Origin of the sequence: Kitasatospora sp. NPDC058184, from assembly GCF_042883725.1 — a bacterium.
In the GTDB taxonomy this organism is placed as follows: domain Bacteria; phylum Actinomycetota; class Actinomycetes; order Streptomycetales; family Streptomycetaceae; genus Kitasatospora.
Genome location: NZ_JBHVVE010000013.1, coordinates 175,109 through 190,401 on the forward strand (window position 1 = coordinate 175,109; position 15,293 = coordinate 190,401).

Below are 15,293 nucleotides of genomic sequence, written 5' to 3' on the forward strand. Positions count from 1 at the left end.
GGGCGCCCCGAAGGACGCCCGCCCGACCGCTCACGCAACCGCTCACGCGACCGCTCACGCGATCACCCCGCGGTCACTTCCGCACCAAGAACACTCAGCCGGTGACGATGTTCACCAGCTTCGGCGCCCGCGCGATCACCTTCCGCACCTCGGCCCCGCCGATCGCCGCGACGACGGCCGGCTCCGCCAGCGCCAGCGCCTCCAGCTCGGCGTCCGAGATGCCCGGCGCGACCTCCAGCCGCGCCTTGACCTTGCCCTTGATCTGGACCACGCAGGTCACCGTCTCGTCCACCACGTACGCCGGGTCGGCGACCGGGTAGTCGGTGTGCGCCAGCGACTCGCCGTGGCCCAGTCGGCGCCACAGCTCCTCGGCGACGTGCGGGGCCAGCGGCGCGACCATCAGCACCAGCTGCTCGGCCACCGCCCGCGGCGTGGAGCCGCGCTTGACCAGGTAGTTGTTCAGCTCGATGGCCTTGGCGACGGCCGTGTTGAAGCGCAGCCCGGCCATGTCCCCGCGGATGCCGTCGATGGCCTTGTGCAGGGCGCGCAGCGTCGCCTCGTCCGGCTCCTCCTCGGTGACGACCAGTTCGCCGGTGGTCTCCGAGACGACGTTGCGCCACAGGCGCTGCAGGAAGCGGTACGAGCCGACGACGGCGCGGGTGTCCCACGGGCGGGAGACGTCCAGCGGGCCCATCGACATCTCGTACAGGCGCAGCGTGTCGGCGCCGTACTCGTCGGCGATGTCGTCCGGCGCGACGGCGTTCTTCAGGGACTTGCCCATCTTCCCGGCCTCGCGCTTGACCGGCTCGCCGTCCCAGAAGTACTGGCCGTCGCGCTCCTCGACCTCGGCGGCGGGCACCGGGAAGCCGCGCTCGTCGCGGTAGACGTCGGCGGTGATCATGCCCTGGTTGAACAGCTTGTGGAACGGCTCGACGGACGAGACGTGGCCCAGGTCGTGCAGCACCTTGTGCCAGAAGCGCGCGTACAGCAGGTGCAGCACGGCGTGCTCGGCGCCGCCGACGTACAGGTCGGCGCCGCCGGCGGGCTTGGTCTCCGTCGGGCCCAGCCAGTACTTCTCGTTGGCCGGGTCGACGACCGCCTCGGAGTTGGACGGGTCGACGTAGCGCAGCTCGTACCAGCAGGAGCCGGCCCAGTTGGGCATGGTGTTGGTCTCGCGGCGGTACTTCCTGACGCCGTCGCCCAGGTCCAGTTCGACGTTGACCCAGGCCTCGTTGCGCGACAGCGGGGTCTCCGGCGAGGAGGCGGCGTCGTACGCGTCGTAGGTGCGCGGCGAGTAGTCGTCGACCTCGGGGACCTCGACCGGCAGCATCGACTCGGGCAGCGCGTGCATCACGCCGTCCTCGTCGTAGACGATCGGGAAGGGCTCGCCCCAGTACCGCTGGCGGCTGAACAGCCAGTCGCGCAGGCGGTAGTTGACGGTGCCCTCGCCGATGCCGCGCTCGGCCAGCCAGGCGGTGACGGCGGCCTTGGCCTCGACGACGCTCAGCCCGTCCAGGGACAGCGACACGTCGCCCTCGGTGCGGGCGGAGTTGACGATGACGGAGTCGTAGGTGTCGAACGCGTCGTCCCACTCGGCCGGGTCCTGGCCCCGCCCGTCGGTGGGCTCGACGACGCAGCGCATCGGCAGCGCGAAGGCGCGGGCGAAGGCGAAGTCGCGGTGGTCGTGGGCGGGGACGGCCATGATGGCGCCGGTGCCGTAGCCCATCAGCACGTAGTCGGCGATGAACACCGGGACGGACTCGCCGCTGACCGGGTTGACGGCGTGGGCGCCGGTGAAGACACCGGTCTTGACCTTGGCCTCGACCTGCCGCTCGACGTCCGACTTGGCGGCGGCCGTGGCGCGGTAGGCGGCGACGGCCTCGGCGGGGGTCGCGGCACCGCCGGTCCACTCGGCGGGCACGCCCTCGGGCCAGGCGGCGGGGACGATCGAGTCGACCAGGGCGTGCTCGGGGGCCAGCACCATGTAGGTGGCGCCGAACAGGGTGTCGGGCCGGGTGGTGAAGACGGTGATCTTCTGGTCGCCGGGGGCCGCGAAGTCGACCCGGGCGCCCTCGGAGCGCCCGATCCAGTTGCGCTGCTGCAGCTTGATGGCCTCGGGCCAGTCCAGCAGGTCCAGGTCCTCGATCAGCCGGTCCGAGTACGCGGTGATGCGCATCATCCACTGGCGCAGGTTGGACTTGAACACCGGGAAGTTGCCGCGCTCGGAGCGGCCGTCCGCGGTGACCTCCTCGTTGGCCAGGACGGTGCCCAGGCCCGGGCACCAGTTGACCGGCACCTCCTTGGCGTAGGCCAGGCGGTACTCGCCCAGCACCTCGTCGCGCTCGGCGACGGTCAGCCCGGCCCAGGCGCGCCCGTCCGGCAGCTCACGCGCGCCGGACTCGAAGTCGGCGACCAGCTCGGCGATCGGGCGGGCCTTGCGAGCGTCCGCGTCGTACCAGGAGTTGAAGATCTGCAGGAAGATCCACTGGGTCCAGCGGTAGTAGTCCGGGTCGATCGTGGAGATCGAGCGGCGCGGGTCGTGGCCCAGGCCCAGCCGGCGCAGCTGCTGGCGCATGTTGGCGATGTTGGCCTCGGTGGAGACCCGCGGGTGGGTGCCGGTCTGCACCGCGTACTGCTCGGCGGGCAGGCCGAAGGCGTCGTAGCCCAGCGTGTGCAGCACGTTGTGGCCGGTCATCCGCTGGTAGCGGGCGAAGACGTCGGTGGCGATGTAGCCCAGCGGGTGGCCGACGTGCAGGCCCGCGCCCGAGGGGTACGGGAACATGTCCATGATGAAGCTGTGCGGCTTCGCGGCGACGTCGCCGGCCGCCGGGTCGGCCAGCGCACCGGTGGGGTTGGGGGCGTGGAAGGTGCCCTCCTTCTCCCAGATGTCCTGCCAGCGGGACTCGATCTCGGCCGCCAGCGCAGCGCTGTACCGGAACGGCTCGGTCGCGGTCTCGGCCGCGCCGGACGCAGGGGTCGTCTCGCTCATGGTCCTTCAAGCTCCATCGGTGTCGGTTGGCGAACCGCGCGGGCGGCCGGCCCGTGGACCCGGCCCGGGACGGGATCGGGGGGCGGAAAACAAAAAATCCCCTCGCAGGAGGGGACGCCACGCCGACTCCGGCACCGCCCGAAGGCTCAGCCGGTCCTGGTCAGCGCGGCCGGCTAAGGAGCAGGCGCACGGTTCGCATGGGCTCAGGGTACCGCAACCGGGTCGACGGGCTGCGGGGTATACCGCCGGGACGGCGGCACGGAGCCGCCCAGGGCCGCACGGGGCCGCATGAGGCCCCGCGGAGCCACCCGGGAGCCGCAGCGAGCCCCGCAGGACCGCACGAGGCCGCACGGAGCCGCGCGGGGCCGAGCCGCCCCCCGCCCTACCGCGCCGCCACCCGCCCCGCCGCGTCGAACTCCCGCAGCGCCTTCGCCACCCGCTCGGACTGCATCCCCGCCGCGAGCGAGCGCGCCAGCGAGGCGGTGCGGGCCGCCTCCCGCTGGTCGCCGAGTCGGCGGTGGGCCTCGGCGAGGCGCACCATCAGCAGCGTCTTGGTGCGGGCCCGTCCCGGTCCGAGACCGGCCACCGCCTCGGCGAGCAGCACCTTGGCGAGCCGGTGCTGGCCGAGCGCCAGCCGCCCCTCCCCCACCATCCCGGAGAGGGCGGCCCGGACCTCCTCGGTGCCGGGCAGGCCGTCCAGTTCGGCGAAGGCCCGGGCGGCGGCGGCCTCGGCCCGTTCGGCCTCGCCCCGGCGGCCGTACGCGCCGGCGAGCCGGCCGTACTGGCGGGCCCGGGCGACGGGGCTGAGCGCGGCGCCGTGGGTGTCCAGGGCGGTCACCAGCGCGGAGACGGCGTCCAGCCCGCGCCCGCCGGTGCCCTGGGTGGCGAGCACGACCAGCGCGCCGAGCACCGCGACGCCGAGCCGGGGGTCGCCGCTGACGTGGGCGGCGCGCAGCGCGGCGACGAAGGCGCGCTGGGCGGCGGCGTCGTGGCCGAGGTCGTACGCGGCCCAGCCGGCCAGCCGGGCGAGTCTGCTGGCCGTGCCGTAGAGCTCGCGGCCGAGCCGTTCGTCGTACGCGCCGAGTTCCAGCAGCTTGGCCAGCATGGCGAGTTCGGCCCGGACGGGGCCGAGGACGAGGCCGCCGCCGCAGGCCCGTTCGAGTTTCTGCTTGCTGCGGTAGGACAGGCCGAGTTCGCCGGCCAGTCCGGGTTCGACGCGCAGCGCGCCCTCGCCGCCGCCGACGGGCGGCGGCGGGGAGTCCAGGCGGGCGGCGGCCTGGTCGAGGTCGGCGCCGCGGAACAGGTCGGTGAGGCGCACCGGGCCGGCGTCGGTGGCGGCCTCGCGCAGCGCGGTCTGGGCGGTGTCGGCGGTCCACGGGTCGGTGAGCAGCCGGGGCGAGAGGATCTTGGCGCCGCGGTGGCCGCCCATCCGGCCCCAGAGCTGTTCGTAGGTGACGGCGATGCCGAGGGTGCGGCTGAGCACCTCGCAGACCGCCTGGTCGTGCGGGCTGCGCGGGACCATGCCGCGGTCGCGCCACTTGTACGGGGCGGTGGAGCTGATGGCGAGGCCCGGCGGCAGGGCGAGGCTCACCTCGCGGGCGAGCCGTTCCGGACTCCATCCGAGCTGGTGGAGTATCCGGGCCAGTTCCTCGTTCCGCCTTCGCTCCAGATCGGCCATGGCACGACGGTAGCGGGATTCCGGCCGCCGGGACCGGCGGCGCGGGCAGAACGGCGAAGAGCCGCCCCCCGTTTCCGGGAGGCGGCTCTCGACTGCTGTGGAGCTATGGGGAATTGAACCCCAGACCTCTTGCATGCCATGCAAGCGCTCTACCAACTGAGCTATAGCCCCTTGACCTGCGTTGTCACCGTGGTTCCCGGTTGTTTCCGGCCGTTTCCCTCGGCGACATCGACTACTTTACACGCTCCGGGGCGTGCTCCTGAAATCCGTTTCCCGAGGTCCGCACCACGCGCCCCGGGAGCCCGCCTCCCGCACTCCGGGCGTACGGCGCCCACCCCCGGCGCCCGCCCTGACGCACACTCCCAGCGCGCACTCCCGACGCACGCGCCCCAGGAGAACCGCGAAGCCGCACCACGCGCCGACCGCGCGCCCACCAGGAGAACCGCGAGGCCGGGCCCGAAACGCCGGAAGGCCGCCACCCCTTGGGTGACGGCCTTCCGAACTACTGTGGAGCTATGGGGAATTGAACCCCAGACCTCTTGCATGCCATGCAAGCGCTCTACCAACTGAGCTATAGCCCCGCGACACGGGCGACCCTGGCTGACCACGACCGCCGATGCGGAGTGGAGCTATGGGGAATTGAACCCCAGACCTCTTGCATGCCATGCAAGCGCTCTACCAACTGAGCTATAGCCCCGCACTCACCGGATCTCCCGCTTCCCTTCCGGGCCGCGTTCCTTCCCTGCGAACGAGGAAGACTCTAGCTGGTCAGGGCCGGAACTGCGAAATCCGCTCCCTCCGGACCCCCGCCGAGGGCCCCGTGAGGGCCCCCGGCACCCGGTGCCGCCCGAGCCGGTACGGCTCGACTCAGGTGTCGTCGCCGATGACCGGCTGCGGGAGGGTGCCCGCGTTGTGCTCCAGCAGGCGCCAGCCGCGCGTGCCCTGGCCGAGCACCGACCAGCAGCAGTTGGACAGTCCGCCGAAGCGCTCCCACTGGTCCGGCTCCATGTCGAGCAGCCGCCCGAGCATGGTGCGGATCGTCCCGCCGTGGCTGACCACCACCAGCGTGCCGTCCTCGGGGAGCTTGCCGACGGCGTCCAGGACCACCGGCACCGAGCGGTCGGCGACCTCGGTGGCCAGCTCGCCGTCACCTCCCCGCCGCACCGGCTCACCGGCCGCCCAGGCCTCGTACTCCTCCGGGAAGCGCTCGCGGATCTCGGCGTTGGTCAGGCCCTGCCAGGAGCCCGCGAAGGTCTCCCGCAGGCCCTCGTGGTGCTGCACGTCGAGCCCGGTGACCTCGGCCAGCTCCGCGGCGGTGCGCCGGGCCCGCTGGAGGTCCGAGGAGATCAGCAGGTCGGGACGGAGCCCGGAGAGCAGCCGGGCCGCCCGCTGGGCCTGCTGGACGCCCTGGCCGGTCAGCTCGATGTCCGTGGTGCCCTGGAAGCGCGATTCGAGGTTCCAGGAGGTCTGGCCGTGCCGCCAGAAGACGATGCGCGGGCCGCGCGGGCCCCGGCTCAGTGCAGGTCCTCGGGCTTGCCGAAGTCGTCGGCGGGGGCGACGACGTTGCCGGCCTCGTCGGTGAACGCGTCCGGACGGTTGCGCGAGGCCAGGGCGTCCTCGGGCAGCGGGAGCTCGGGGCAGTCCTTCCAGAGCCGGTCCAGCGAGTAGAAGGAGCGCTCCTCGGCGTGCTGGACGTGCACGACGATGTCCAGGTAGTCGAGCAGGATCCAGCGGCCGTCGCGCTCGCCCTCGCGGCGCACCGGCTTGATGTCCAGCTGCTCGCGCAGCTGGTCCTCGATCTCCTCGGCGATCGAGCGGACCTGGCGGTCGTTGTTCGCGGAGGCGATCAGGAAGGCGTCGGTGATCGACAGCACCTCGCTGACGTCGAAGGCGATGATGTTGTGCGCGAGCTTGTCGGCCGCCGCCTGCGCGGCGACGGTGATGAGCTGCTGGCTGTGGTCGGTAACGGTCACGGTGTTCTTCCGGCTCGGCGGCTTGGGGGGCGCCCCGGCGCTCGGCCGGGGTCGCCTTCCAGGATCTCACGCCGCCCGGGCGGGCCCGGAACCGTTTTTCCAGGCCCCCGAGACGCCGGGCCCCCAGGCCACGGGCCCACGCCGACTCCGGGCCGACACCGACACCAACGCCGGGCCGACGCCACCGCCGCCCCGGCCCGGATCCCCACCAGGCCCGGACCCCCGTCGGGCCCGGGCCACCGCCCTACTGGGTCTTCGGCGGCTGGTAGTCCTTGCCGAGCACCACCAGCAGGTCCGCGTTCTGGGTGTCGCCGGTCACCTTCTTCACCGCCGTGTCCGGCAGCCCGAGGCTGGTCGCCAGCGACTTCGCCGCGCCCTGCCGGGCGTCGTCGGTGTAGCGGATCTCACTGGTGGCCTGCGGGGCGCCCTTGGCCCCGCCCGGGATGAAGGTCAGACCGGAGTTGACGATCTGGACCTGTACGGCGGCCGCCGCCGCGTCGTTGCCGCTGGAGTCCTGGACCGCGACCCGGACCGGGGCGTCGCCGGCGGCCGCGGACTTCACGGTGCCGCCCAGCACGTCCTTGACCTGCTTGCCCGCGGTCGCCTCGTCCAGGCTGCCGTCCGGCTTGACGGTCAGCGCGGTGGTGCCGAAGTGGCCGTCCTTCGCCTGCTGGGAGAGCTGGACGAGCACCCCGGCGAGGGCGTCCTCGGGCAGCGAGGGGTCGAGCACCGCGTTCATCCGGTGCACGTCGTCCTTGGCGTCCTTGAACTCGGTCGGCATGGCGCGCACCAGCGCGTCCATGACCTGCCCGAACCGGGCCAGCTGGGCGTCCCGGTTCTCGCCGGGGTTCTGCAGCGTGGCGTAGGCGACCGCGGCCTTCCCGCTGAGCATGGTGTTCTTGCCCGCCGCGGACAGCAGCTTGCCGTCCGGCTTGCCGCCCTCGTGGGTCTCGGCGTTGGTGTCCACCCGGACGCCGCCGAGCTGGGAGACCAGCAGCTCCAGGTACGGGGTGTCCAGCCGCCAGGTGCCGGCCACCGGGGCGCCGAGCACGGTGGACAGGCCGTCGCGGGTCGCCGAGGCGCCGATGCCGTCCATGGACTGGCCGACCGTGGTGACCGGCGGGTCCCCCGGGCCGGGCAGCCGCAGGGTGTCGGGCAGCAGCAGCAGCGTGCCCTTCTTCCCGGAGGCGTCGTTGACCAGCAGCGCGCTGGACACCTTGCCCTGGAGGTCGCGCAGGTGGACGACGTTGACCTGGCGCCCGCCGGCGGCGGCGGCCGCGGTCGGCTTGCCGCCGGTGAGGAAGAGGTACCCGCCGACGCCGGCGGCGGCCAGCGCCACCACCGCACCGAGGCCGATCAGCCGGTTGCGCAGCTTGCGGCGGCGCTCGGCGCGCACCTCGCTGCGGGACTCGGCGAACTTCAGCCAGTCGATGACGTCCTCGGTCTCCTCCGCCTCCTCGTCGACGAAGGTGAACTCCCCCGTGGTGTAGCTGTCGTCGGGCGCCTTGCCGCCGCCCTTCCCGCCCTTCCCGGCCTTCCCCGCCTTCCCGGCCCTCGCCCCGGCGACCTGCTCGGACGGCGGCTCGGCCTTGGCCGGCACCGGCTCGGCGGCCGGCCGGGGCACCCGCGGACGCGCCGGTGCGACCGCCGCGGCCGCGGCCGGCTCGGCCTGCACCGGTTCCTGCGCCTGCGACGGCGCCTGCGGTTCGGTCACGACCGGGGCGGCCGCCTGGTACGGCTGCTCCTGGTACCCCTGGTAGCCCTGCTGCTGGTAGACGTACGTGCCCTGCCCGTACACCGGCTGCCCGTACTGGTCGTACTGCTGCTGCTCGTACGGCTGTTGCTGCGGGAACTGCCCGCCCTGCTGGTACCCGTCGTACCCCTGGTAGCCCTGCTGCTGGTAGCCGTACGCGCCCTGCCCGTACACCGGCTGCCCGTACTGGTCGTACTGCTGCTCGTACTGCTGCTGCTCGTACGACTGCGCCTGCGCCTGCGGCTGCTGTTGCGGCTGCTGCGGGTCCTGCGGCTGCTGGTAGCCCTGGTACGGCTGCTGGTACTGCCCGGTGGACCAGTCCTCCGGCCGCCGGCCGTCGCTGCGATCAGTCATGCACCGCTCCCGGATCAGTCCCCGCGCGGCGCGTACAGCGCCCGCTTGTCGATGTAGCGGACCACGCCGTCCGGGACGAGGTACCAGACCGGTTCGCCCTTGGCGACCCGGTTGCGGCAGTCCGTGGAGGAGATGGCCAGCGCCGGGACCTCCACCAGGGAGACCCCGCCCACCGGAAGCCCGGCGTCCGACAGAGTGTGCCCCGGGCGGGTGCATCCGATGAAGTGGGCCAGCGAGAAGAGCTCGTCGGAGTCGCGCCAGGACAGGATCTGGGCGAGCGCGTCGGCGCCGGTGATGAAGAAGAGGTCGGCGTCCGGGTGCAGGGCGTGCAGGTCGCGCAGGGTGTCGACGGTGTACGTCGGGCCCTCGCGGTCGATGTCGATCCGGCTGACCGAGAACTGCGGGTTCTCGGCGGTGGCGATGACCGTCATCAGGTAGCGGTCCTCGGCCGGAGTGACGTGCCGGTCGCTCTTCTGCCATGGCTGCCCGGTCGGCACGAAGATCACTTCGTCCAGGTGGAACGCGCTCGCGACCTCACTGGCGGCGACGAGGTGGCCGTGGTGGATCGGGTCGAAGGTGCCGCCCATCACGCCGAGGCGCTTCTTCACCGGTTCCGGTCCGCCGGGATTCCCGGCCTGCTCTCCCATGCCGCCACACCTTACGCGACACGCGTTACGGTGCGGGAACGGCCGGGTGGGGGTTCTCCGCAGACGCGTGAGGGAGCGTCCGGCCGGTGGCCGGACGCTCCCCGAGCGGCCCCAGGCCCCGGCTCAGCGGTCCCGGTTGAAGCGGGTGGTGATGAAGAGCAGGACCAGCAGGATGACCAGTGCGGCGCCACCGGTCAGGGCCGGGTTCAGACTGTCGTGGTTGCCCCCCTCGCCCTCGGCGAGCAGGTTCAGAACGGGGAGTGCGGCAGCAGTGCTCATGGTCGGCGGGACCTTCTCGGCTCGGTGAACGGACCTGGGGGTTGTTCCGGGCCGGGTGAGGGCCCACCCGTCATCGTACGGGGGGTTACACGGCAACCGCTCGGCGGCCCACCGCCGCTGACCGGGCGTGAGCGCGGGCCGAGGGAGCGACCGGCGAACGGGCCCGGGCCCCGGCGAACGGACCGGGGACGGCCCCCGGGAACGGACCTGGGACGGCCCCGGGGAACGACCGGCCCTAGTTGTTCTTGAAGGCGCGGGCCATGATCCAGATCAGCAGGCCGATGCCCACGAAGGACGCGACCACGATGATCCGCAGGAACAGGCCGGGGCCGGACTCGTCGGAGATGGGCGCGGCCAGGCTGACAAGCGTGTCGGTGGACATCTGCGGGGGCTCCTCGTACTGCTCGGTACCGCGGCCGGGTCCGGTCTCGGTCGTCCAGGCCTCAGGGTAAACCGGCCTCACACCGGCGGAGCCCCCCGGCCCCGGCGCCCACCGCGCGGACCGCGCGTACGCTGACCCCGGGGACGAGTACGCAACCGCGCACGTTGCACAGACAGTCGTTGCAGGCGAAGACCAGCGGGGGGCGGGCCAGCGGGCCGCGGCCGCCGTCGACCAGGAGGTACTCACACCATGACCGACACGACCTCGAAGACGCCGAGCCGCCGCCGCGAGCGCTTCCCCGGGATCTCCACCCGGGCCTGGGAGCACCCGGCGGACCGCTCGGCCCTGGTCGCACTGCGCAGGCTGACCGGCTTCGACGACATCCTGAAGAAGCTCGCCGGACTGGTCTCCGAGCGGGCGATCCGGCTGATGTTCCTGGCCACCGCGGTGAAGACCTCCGAGCGCCAGTTCCCGGAGCTGCACGACATGGTGCGCGACGCCGCCTACGTGCTCGACCTGGAGCAGGTCCCCGACCTGTACGTTTCCCAGGACCCGACGGTCAACGCGTACTGCATCGGCATCGACACCCCGGTCATCGTGATCACCAGCGGCCTGGTCGAGCTGCTGGACGAGGAGGAGCTGCGCTCCGTCATCGGCCACGAGGTCGGCCACGCGATGTCCGGCCACGCCGTCTACCGGACGATGCTGATGATCCTCACCAACATCGCCACCCGGATCGCGTGGGTGCCGCTCGGCAACCTGGCGATCACCGCGATCATCACCGCGCTCAAGGAGTGGTTCCGCAAGGCGGAGCTGTCCAGCGACCGGGCCGGCCTGCTCGCCGGGCAGGACCTCCAGGCGTCCATGCGGGCCCTGATGAAGCTGGCCGGCGGCCACAACCTGGCCGAGATGAACGTCGACGCCTTCCTGGAGCAGGCCGAGGAGTACGAGAAGGCCGGCGACCTGCGCGACGGCGTGCTCAAGGTGCTCCAGCTGCTGCCGCAGACCCACCCCTTCGCGGTGGTCCGGGTCGCCCAGCTGAAGAAGTGGGCGGAGAGCGACGACTACCGCTCGATCATGGCCGGCGCCTACCCGCGCCGCTCGGACGACCCGGACACCTCGGTCACCGAGCAGTGGAAGGCCGCCGCCGAGCACTACACGACCTCGGTCAAGGAGAGCAAGGACCCGCTGATGGGCCTGCTGCGGGACGTGGCCGGCGGCGCCGCGACGGTCGGCGGCAAGCTCCGCGACACCTTCACCGGAGGCGGCAGCAGCGGCAACGGCAGCCGCAACGGCTCCGCAGACCACGACGGCAGCTGACCCACCGCGACCGACCACGACCGCGAGCCGCGACGGCGGCCGGCGTCCCGCCCGGGGCACCGGCCGCCGTCGCGTTCCACGGCCCGGGCGCCTCAGCCGCCCGCCAGCACCTCGCACACCTGCCAGCCCGGCCGGGCGTGGTTGCCGGGGTCGACCGGCGCCGGCGGCGTGACCGCCGTGCCCTGCGCGGTGGCCAGCACCGGCTGCAGGAAGCCCGCCATCGAGGCGCCGCAGGGCTCCGGCCCGGCCTGCACCACCGAGTCCACCAGCCGCAGCTGCCCCGAGGCCAGGTCCACCCGGTCGAACTCGAAGGTCAGCTGCCGCCGCACGGTCTCCAGGGTGACCGGCGCCCCGGCCGGGGCGCCGGCCGGCTTGAGCGCGTAGACGAAGGTGTGGTCGGTGGTGATCTGCAGCGTCCCGCTGTCCGCCTCGTCGATCCGCATCGCGCCGACCACCTTCACGGTGTTCGAGGCCAGCGCGACCTGTGCCGGGTCGAAGCGGACCATCCAGCCGGTCACCGCGTGGTGGCGGTCGTCCACCGGCTGCGCCACGCTCGCGTCGAACTCCGCCTGCTCACCGGGCGTGACGAAGACCCGTACGTCGGCGGTGGCGCCCTGGACCAGCGTCGCCGGGGAGAGCGAGGAGGCGACCAGGTAGCGCTGGACGGTGTCGAGCGCCTTGGCCACCTCGACCCGGCCGAAGTTCCCGGTGGCGGCGCCGGTCGGGGTGTTCAGCCCGATCGTGCCGTCCCCGTACCCGAGCGGCAGCGCGGCGAACGGGTCCGCCGGGTCGGCGACCGGGTGGACGGCCGACGCCGGGCTCAACGCGACCAGGCTGACGGTCAGTTGGCTGCCCTCGGGCCGCACCGCGGTGCCCTTCGGCGAGCTCACCCCGAAGTACACCGCGGCCCCGAAGGCGAGCAGGATGAGCAGCAGCAGGATGAGCGCCTGGCGCGGGACGGTGCCCAGCGGGCCGAACCGCACCCGCGACCGGGTGGCCTTGCCGAAGGAGCCCGCCAGCCGCTCCCGGGCGGAGAGTTCCTGGATGCGGGCAGCCCGCACGAACGATTCGTCGAACACGACGGACCGGAATTCGTCCTCGTTGCCGGAACCGCCCTCGGGCGTCCCCTCAGGAGGCTCTCGCGGGTCACCCACACCACCAGGGTAGGCGGACACCAGCGCCGCCACGAGGGTCCGGGCGCACATTCCCGGGAACGCTCCGTGACCACCGCCCCGGGGCGTGCGCCCCCGGGCGCTCGGACTAGCCCGCAGGCGCCGTGACCACCAGCGGGGGCTCCGCCGGGGCCTGCCCGGGGGCCACCCCGGTGCTGCTGCTGCCGGACTGGGGGCGCCGGGGCGTGCCCGAGGGGCCGCCCACCCCCTGGTAGATCGCCGCGACGGCGACCGCCACCAGGCTCACCCCCATGATCACGGCGAGCACCCAGGCCACCGGCCGGTGCCACCGCTGCTGGGCCACGTACCGCCCGGGGACGCGCACCGGGTCGTCACCGCGCCGCCACCGCCGGACCCGGCGGTCGGCCGCCCGGCCCGGCCCCGACCAGGGGTCGGGGTAGAGGTGGTCCGCGTCGAGTCCGCTCGGGTACGGGCGCAGCTCCAGCGGCAGCCCGTCCCCGGCCGGAACGTCACGGCCCCAGCCCGGCCCCGCGGCGTCCGGCTCGAACCGGGCCTCGGCGGCGGCGAGTTGCCGCTCCTTGGCGGTCGGCTCGTGCACGGCGGCGGACCGGACGAAGGCCTCGTCGAAGACCACGGTGGCGAACTCGTCGTCCGCACCACCGTGGTCGGAGCCGTCGGGGTACGGGAAGCCCCCCACATCCTCAGCCACGGATTCAGCGTATTACCGGCCGGACGATTTGTCTGTGGCTCCCGGCAGTTGGTCCGTCGCACGTGTGACGGACGCCCCGTGCGCGCCGCCCGGCGGCCGTCCGCGGCCTGCGGCCTGCGCGCCTACTCGACCCCGCCGCCCACGGTCTGCGCGGCCTCGCCCCGCACGTGCCCGTCACCAGTGACGATGTACTTGGTGCTGGTCAGCTCGGGCAGGCCCATCGGGCCGCGGGCGTGCAGCTTCTGGGTGGAGATGCCGATCTCCGCGCCGAAGCCGAACTCGCCGCCGTCGGTGAAGCGGGTGGAGGCGTTGACGGCCACCGTGGTGGAGTCCACCAACCGGGTGAAGCGGCGGGCGGCGGCCTGCGAAGTGGTGACGATCGCCTCGGTGTGGCCGGAGGACCAGCGGCGGATGTGCTCGACGGCGGCGTCCAGCGAGGGCACCACGGCGGCGGCCAGGTCCAGCGAGAGGTACTCGGTGCCCCAGTCCTCGTCGGTGGCCGGCACCACGGTGGCCGGTCCGCCCTCGGCGGCCTTCAGCACCGCCTCGTCGCCGTGCACGGTGACCCCGGCCCCGGCGAGCGCCGCCAGCGCGAGCGGCAGGAAGGCGTCCGCGACGTCCTGGTGGACCAGCAGCGTCTCGGCGGAGTTGCAGACGCTGACCCGCTGCGCCTTGGAGTTCAGCAGGATGCCGACGGCCATCGCCAGGTCGGTCTCGGCGTCCACGTAGACGTGGCAGTTGCCGGTGCCGGTCTCGATCACCGGGACGGTGGAGCCCTCGACCACGGTGCGGATCAGCGAGGCGCCGCCGCGCGGGATCAGCACGTCCACGTAGCCGCGGGCGCGCATCAGCTCCCGCACCGACTCCCGGCTCTCCCCCGGCACCAGCTGGACCGCGTCGGCGGGCAGCCCGGCCGCGGCGACGGCGTCGCGCACCACGGCGACCAGCGCGCTGTTGGAGCGGTAGGCCGAGGCGGAGCCGCGCAGCAGCACCGCGTTGCCGGACTTGAGGCAGAGCGCGGCGGCGTCCGCGGTGACGTTCGGGCGGGCCTCGTAGATGATGCCGACCACGCCGAGCGGCACCCGGACCTGCCGCACGTCCAGGCCGTTGGGCAGGGTGTAGCCGCGCACCACCTCGCCGACCGGGTCGGGCAGGCCGGCCACGTCGCGCACGTCGGAGGCGATCGCGGCGATCCGCTCGTCGGTCAGGGTCAGCCGGTCGATCACCGACTCGGCCGTGCCGGCCGCCCGGGCCCGCTCCACGTCCTCGGCGTTGGCCGCGACGATCTCCGCGCTGCGGGCCACCAGCGCGTCCGCGACCGCCAGCAGCGCGGCGTCCTTCGCGCCGCGCGGCAGCGGGGCGAGCGCGGCGGCGGCCTCCCGGGCTCGGCGCGCTACGGCGAGGACGGGGCTGTCGGCGGTGGCGAGATCGCTGGTCATGCCGCCAAGGGTAGCGACTGCGCCCGCCCCGCCCGGGCGGCATTTCGCCCGGTGAGACAGCTCGGTACGGCGTTCGGTCCGGCGTTCGGTCCGGCGTTCGGTCCGGGCGCTCAGTACGGGTGCACGCCGCCCAGGTGCGGCGGCGGCTCGCCGAAGCCCTCCGCCACCCGCTTGTGGTACGTCGCCCGGTCGACCACCTCCAGCCCGACGATCTCCCAGGGCGGCAGGTTCGAGGTGACCTTGTGCTCGCCCCACAGCCGCAGCGCGATGGCCGCCGCGTCGTGCAGGTCCCGGGCCTGCTCCCAGTAGCGGATCTCGGCGTGGTCGGCCGCGTAGCGGGCGGTCAGGAAGAACGAGTGGTCGTGCGCCAGCTGCTCCAGCGAGGCGCGCAGCGCGGACAGCGGGGTGACCTGCCCGGCCACGCTCAGCACCACGTGCCACAGCCGCGCCTGCTCGGGCACGGTGGGCGGCTGGGCCGCCCGGTCGAGTTCGGGCCGCATCCCGCGCATCCCGCCGGGCCGCTGCGTCGGCGGACCGGCCGGCTCGGCGGGGCCGTCCCCGCGTCCGCCGTCGATGCTGGTCAGCCGCCGGCCCGCGGTCCCTGCGGTCAGCGCTGCCTCGCGCCTGCGTTCCACCG

At 73.5% G+C, this 15,293-nt stretch carries 13 protein-coding genes and 3 tRNA genes; 1 reads left to right on the forward strand and 15 read right to left on the reverse strand.

Annotated features, from left to right (window positions below; genetic code table 11):
• Positions 1-94 precede the first annotated feature (94 nt).
• The 11 genes from leuS to ACFVXH_RS24430 form a co-directional block, all read right to left on the reverse strand.
• The gene (leuS, locus tag ACFVXH_RS24380) at positions 95-2,989 is read right to left on the reverse strand and encodes a leucine--tRNA ligase (protein WP_375877173.1); all 2,895 of its coding nucleotides are present in this window, start codon (positions 2,987-2,989) and stop codon (positions 95-97) included.
• Between the two features lie 382 nt (positions 2,990-3,371).
• Positions 3,372-4,667: a hypothetical protein gene (locus tag ACFVXH_RS24385; RefSeq protein ID WP_074000712.1), complete on the reverse strand. Its 1,296-nt coding sequence runs from the start codon at positions 4,665-4,667 to the stop codon at positions 3,372-3,374.
• A gap of 98 nt (positions 4,668-4,765) precedes the next feature.
• A tRNA-Ala gene (locus ACFVXH_RS24390) sits at positions 4,766-4,838 on the reverse strand.
• A gap of 337 nt (positions 4,839-5,175) precedes the next feature.
• Positions 5,176-5,248, reverse strand: a tRNA-Ala gene (locus tag ACFVXH_RS24395).
• A 43-nt stretch (positions 5,249-5,291) separates the two neighbouring features.
• Positions 5,292-5,364: transfer RNA gene (locus ACFVXH_RS24400), tRNA-Ala, on the reverse strand.
• A 170-nt stretch (positions 5,365-5,534) separates the two neighbouring features.
• Positions 5,535-6,185 carry a histidine phosphatase family protein gene (locus ACFVXH_RS24405; protein WP_074001141.1) on the reverse strand — a complete coding sequence of 217 codons (651 nt, stop codon included), beginning with the start codon at positions 6,183-6,185 and terminating at the stop codon, positions 5,535-5,537.
• Positions 6,182-6,640 (reverse strand): ribosome silencing factor, encoded by a 459-nt coding sequence (rsfS, locus tag ACFVXH_RS24410; RefSeq protein ID WP_049658573.1) that lies wholly within the window; start codon positions 6,638-6,640, stop codon positions 6,182-6,184. The genes ACFVXH_RS24405 and rsfS overlap by 4 nt, the downstream gene beginning before the upstream one ends.
• Before the next feature lie 244 nt (positions 6,641-6,884).
• Positions 6,885-8,747 carry a LytR C-terminal domain-containing protein gene (locus tag ACFVXH_RS24415; RefSeq protein ID WP_387827132.1) on the reverse strand — a complete coding sequence of 621 codons (1,863 nt, stop codon included), beginning with the start codon at positions 8,745-8,747 and terminating at the stop codon, positions 6,885-6,887.
• A gap of 14 nt (positions 8,748-8,761) precedes the next feature.
• A complete protein-coding gene (gene nadD / locus ACFVXH_RS24420; RefSeq protein ID WP_049658574.1) occupies positions 8,762-9,394 on the reverse strand; it encodes a nicotinate-nucleotide adenylyltransferase in 633 nt (210 codons plus the stop codon).
• Positions 9,395-9,517: 123 nt separating this feature from the next.
• Positions 9,518-9,673 (reverse strand): hypothetical protein, encoded by a 156-nt coding sequence (locus ACFVXH_RS24425; protein ID WP_181970583.1) that lies wholly within the window; start codon positions 9,671-9,673, stop codon positions 9,518-9,520.
• A gap of 235 nt (positions 9,674-9,908) precedes the next feature.
• Positions 9,909-10,055 (reverse strand): hypothetical protein, encoded by a 147-nt coding sequence (locus ACFVXH_RS24430; RefSeq protein WP_158077652.1) that lies wholly within the window; start codon positions 10,053-10,055, stop codon positions 9,909-9,911.
• A gap of 249 nt (positions 10,056-10,304) precedes the next feature.
• Between ACFVXH_RS24430 and ACFVXH_RS24435 the strand changes: the two genes are divergently transcribed.
• On the forward strand, positions 10,305-11,375 hold the full coding sequence (locus tag ACFVXH_RS24435; RefSeq protein ID WP_380782907.1) for a M48 family metallopeptidase: 1,071 nt from the start codon (positions 10,305-10,307) through the stop codon (positions 11,373-11,375).
• Between the two features lie 92 nt (positions 11,376-11,467).
• On the opposite strand, the gene ACFVXH_RS24440 is transcribed toward ACFVXH_RS24435, so the two are convergent.
• From ACFVXH_RS24440 to ACFVXH_RS24455, 4 genes are all read right to left on the reverse strand, one after another.
• Positions 11,468-12,529: a hypothetical protein gene (locus tag ACFVXH_RS24440; protein WP_380782544.1), complete on the reverse strand. Its 1,062-nt coding sequence runs from the start codon at positions 12,527-12,529 to the stop codon at positions 11,468-11,470.
• A gap of 106 nt (positions 12,530-12,635) precedes the next feature.
• Positions 12,636-13,217, reverse strand: coding sequence for a hypothetical protein (locus ACFVXH_RS24445; protein ID WP_074000709.1), 582 nt, complete (start codon positions 13,215-13,217; stop codon positions 12,636-12,638).
• Between the two features lie 122 nt (positions 13,218-13,339).
• Complete coding sequence (locus tag ACFVXH_RS24450) at positions 13,340-14,656, reverse strand: glutamate-5-semialdehyde dehydrogenase (RefSeq protein WP_074000708.1); 1,317 nt, start codon at positions 14,654-14,656, stop codon at positions 13,340-13,342.
• Between the two features lie 110 nt (positions 14,657-14,766).
• Complete coding sequence (locus tag ACFVXH_RS24455; protein ID WP_074000707.1) at positions 14,767-15,291, reverse strand: hypothetical protein; 525 nt, start codon at positions 15,289-15,291, stop codon at positions 14,767-14,769.
• Between the last annotated feature and the right edge of the window lie 2 nt (positions 15,292-15,293).

Bases quoted from the DNA above. Each gene is read 5' to 3' on its own strand.
- leuS (WP_375877173.1), bottom strand. From the start codon at position 2,989: ATGAGCGAGACGACCCCTGCGTCCGGCGCGGCCGAGACCGCGACCGAG.
- ACFVXH_RS24385 (WP_074000712.1), bottom strand. From the start codon at position 4,667: ATGGCCGATCTGGAGCGAAGGCGGAACGAGGAACTGGCCCGGATACTC.
- ACFVXH_RS24415 (WP_387827132.1), bottom strand. From the start codon at position 8,747: ATGACTGATCGCAGCGACGGCCGGCGGCCGGAGGACTGGTCCACCGGG.
- nadD (WP_049658574.1), bottom strand. From the start codon at position 9,394: ATGGGAGAGCAGGCCGGGAATCCCGGCGGACCGGAACCGGTGAAGAAG.
- ACFVXH_RS24425 (WP_181970583.1), bottom strand. From the start codon at position 9,673: ATGAGCACTGCTGCCGCACTCCCCGTTCTGAACCTGCTCGCCGAGGGC.
- ACFVXH_RS24430 (WP_158077652.1), bottom strand. From the start codon at position 10,055: ATGTCCACCGACACGCTTGTCAGCCTGGCCGCGCCCATCTCCGACGAG.
- ACFVXH_RS24435 (WP_380782907.1), top strand. From the start codon at position 10,305: ATGACCGACACGACCTCGAAGACGCCGAGCCGCCGCCGCGAGCGCTTC.
- ACFVXH_RS24450 (WP_074000708.1), bottom strand. From the start codon at position 14,656: ATGACCAGCGATCTCGCCACCGCCGACAGCCCCGTCCTCGCCGTAGCG.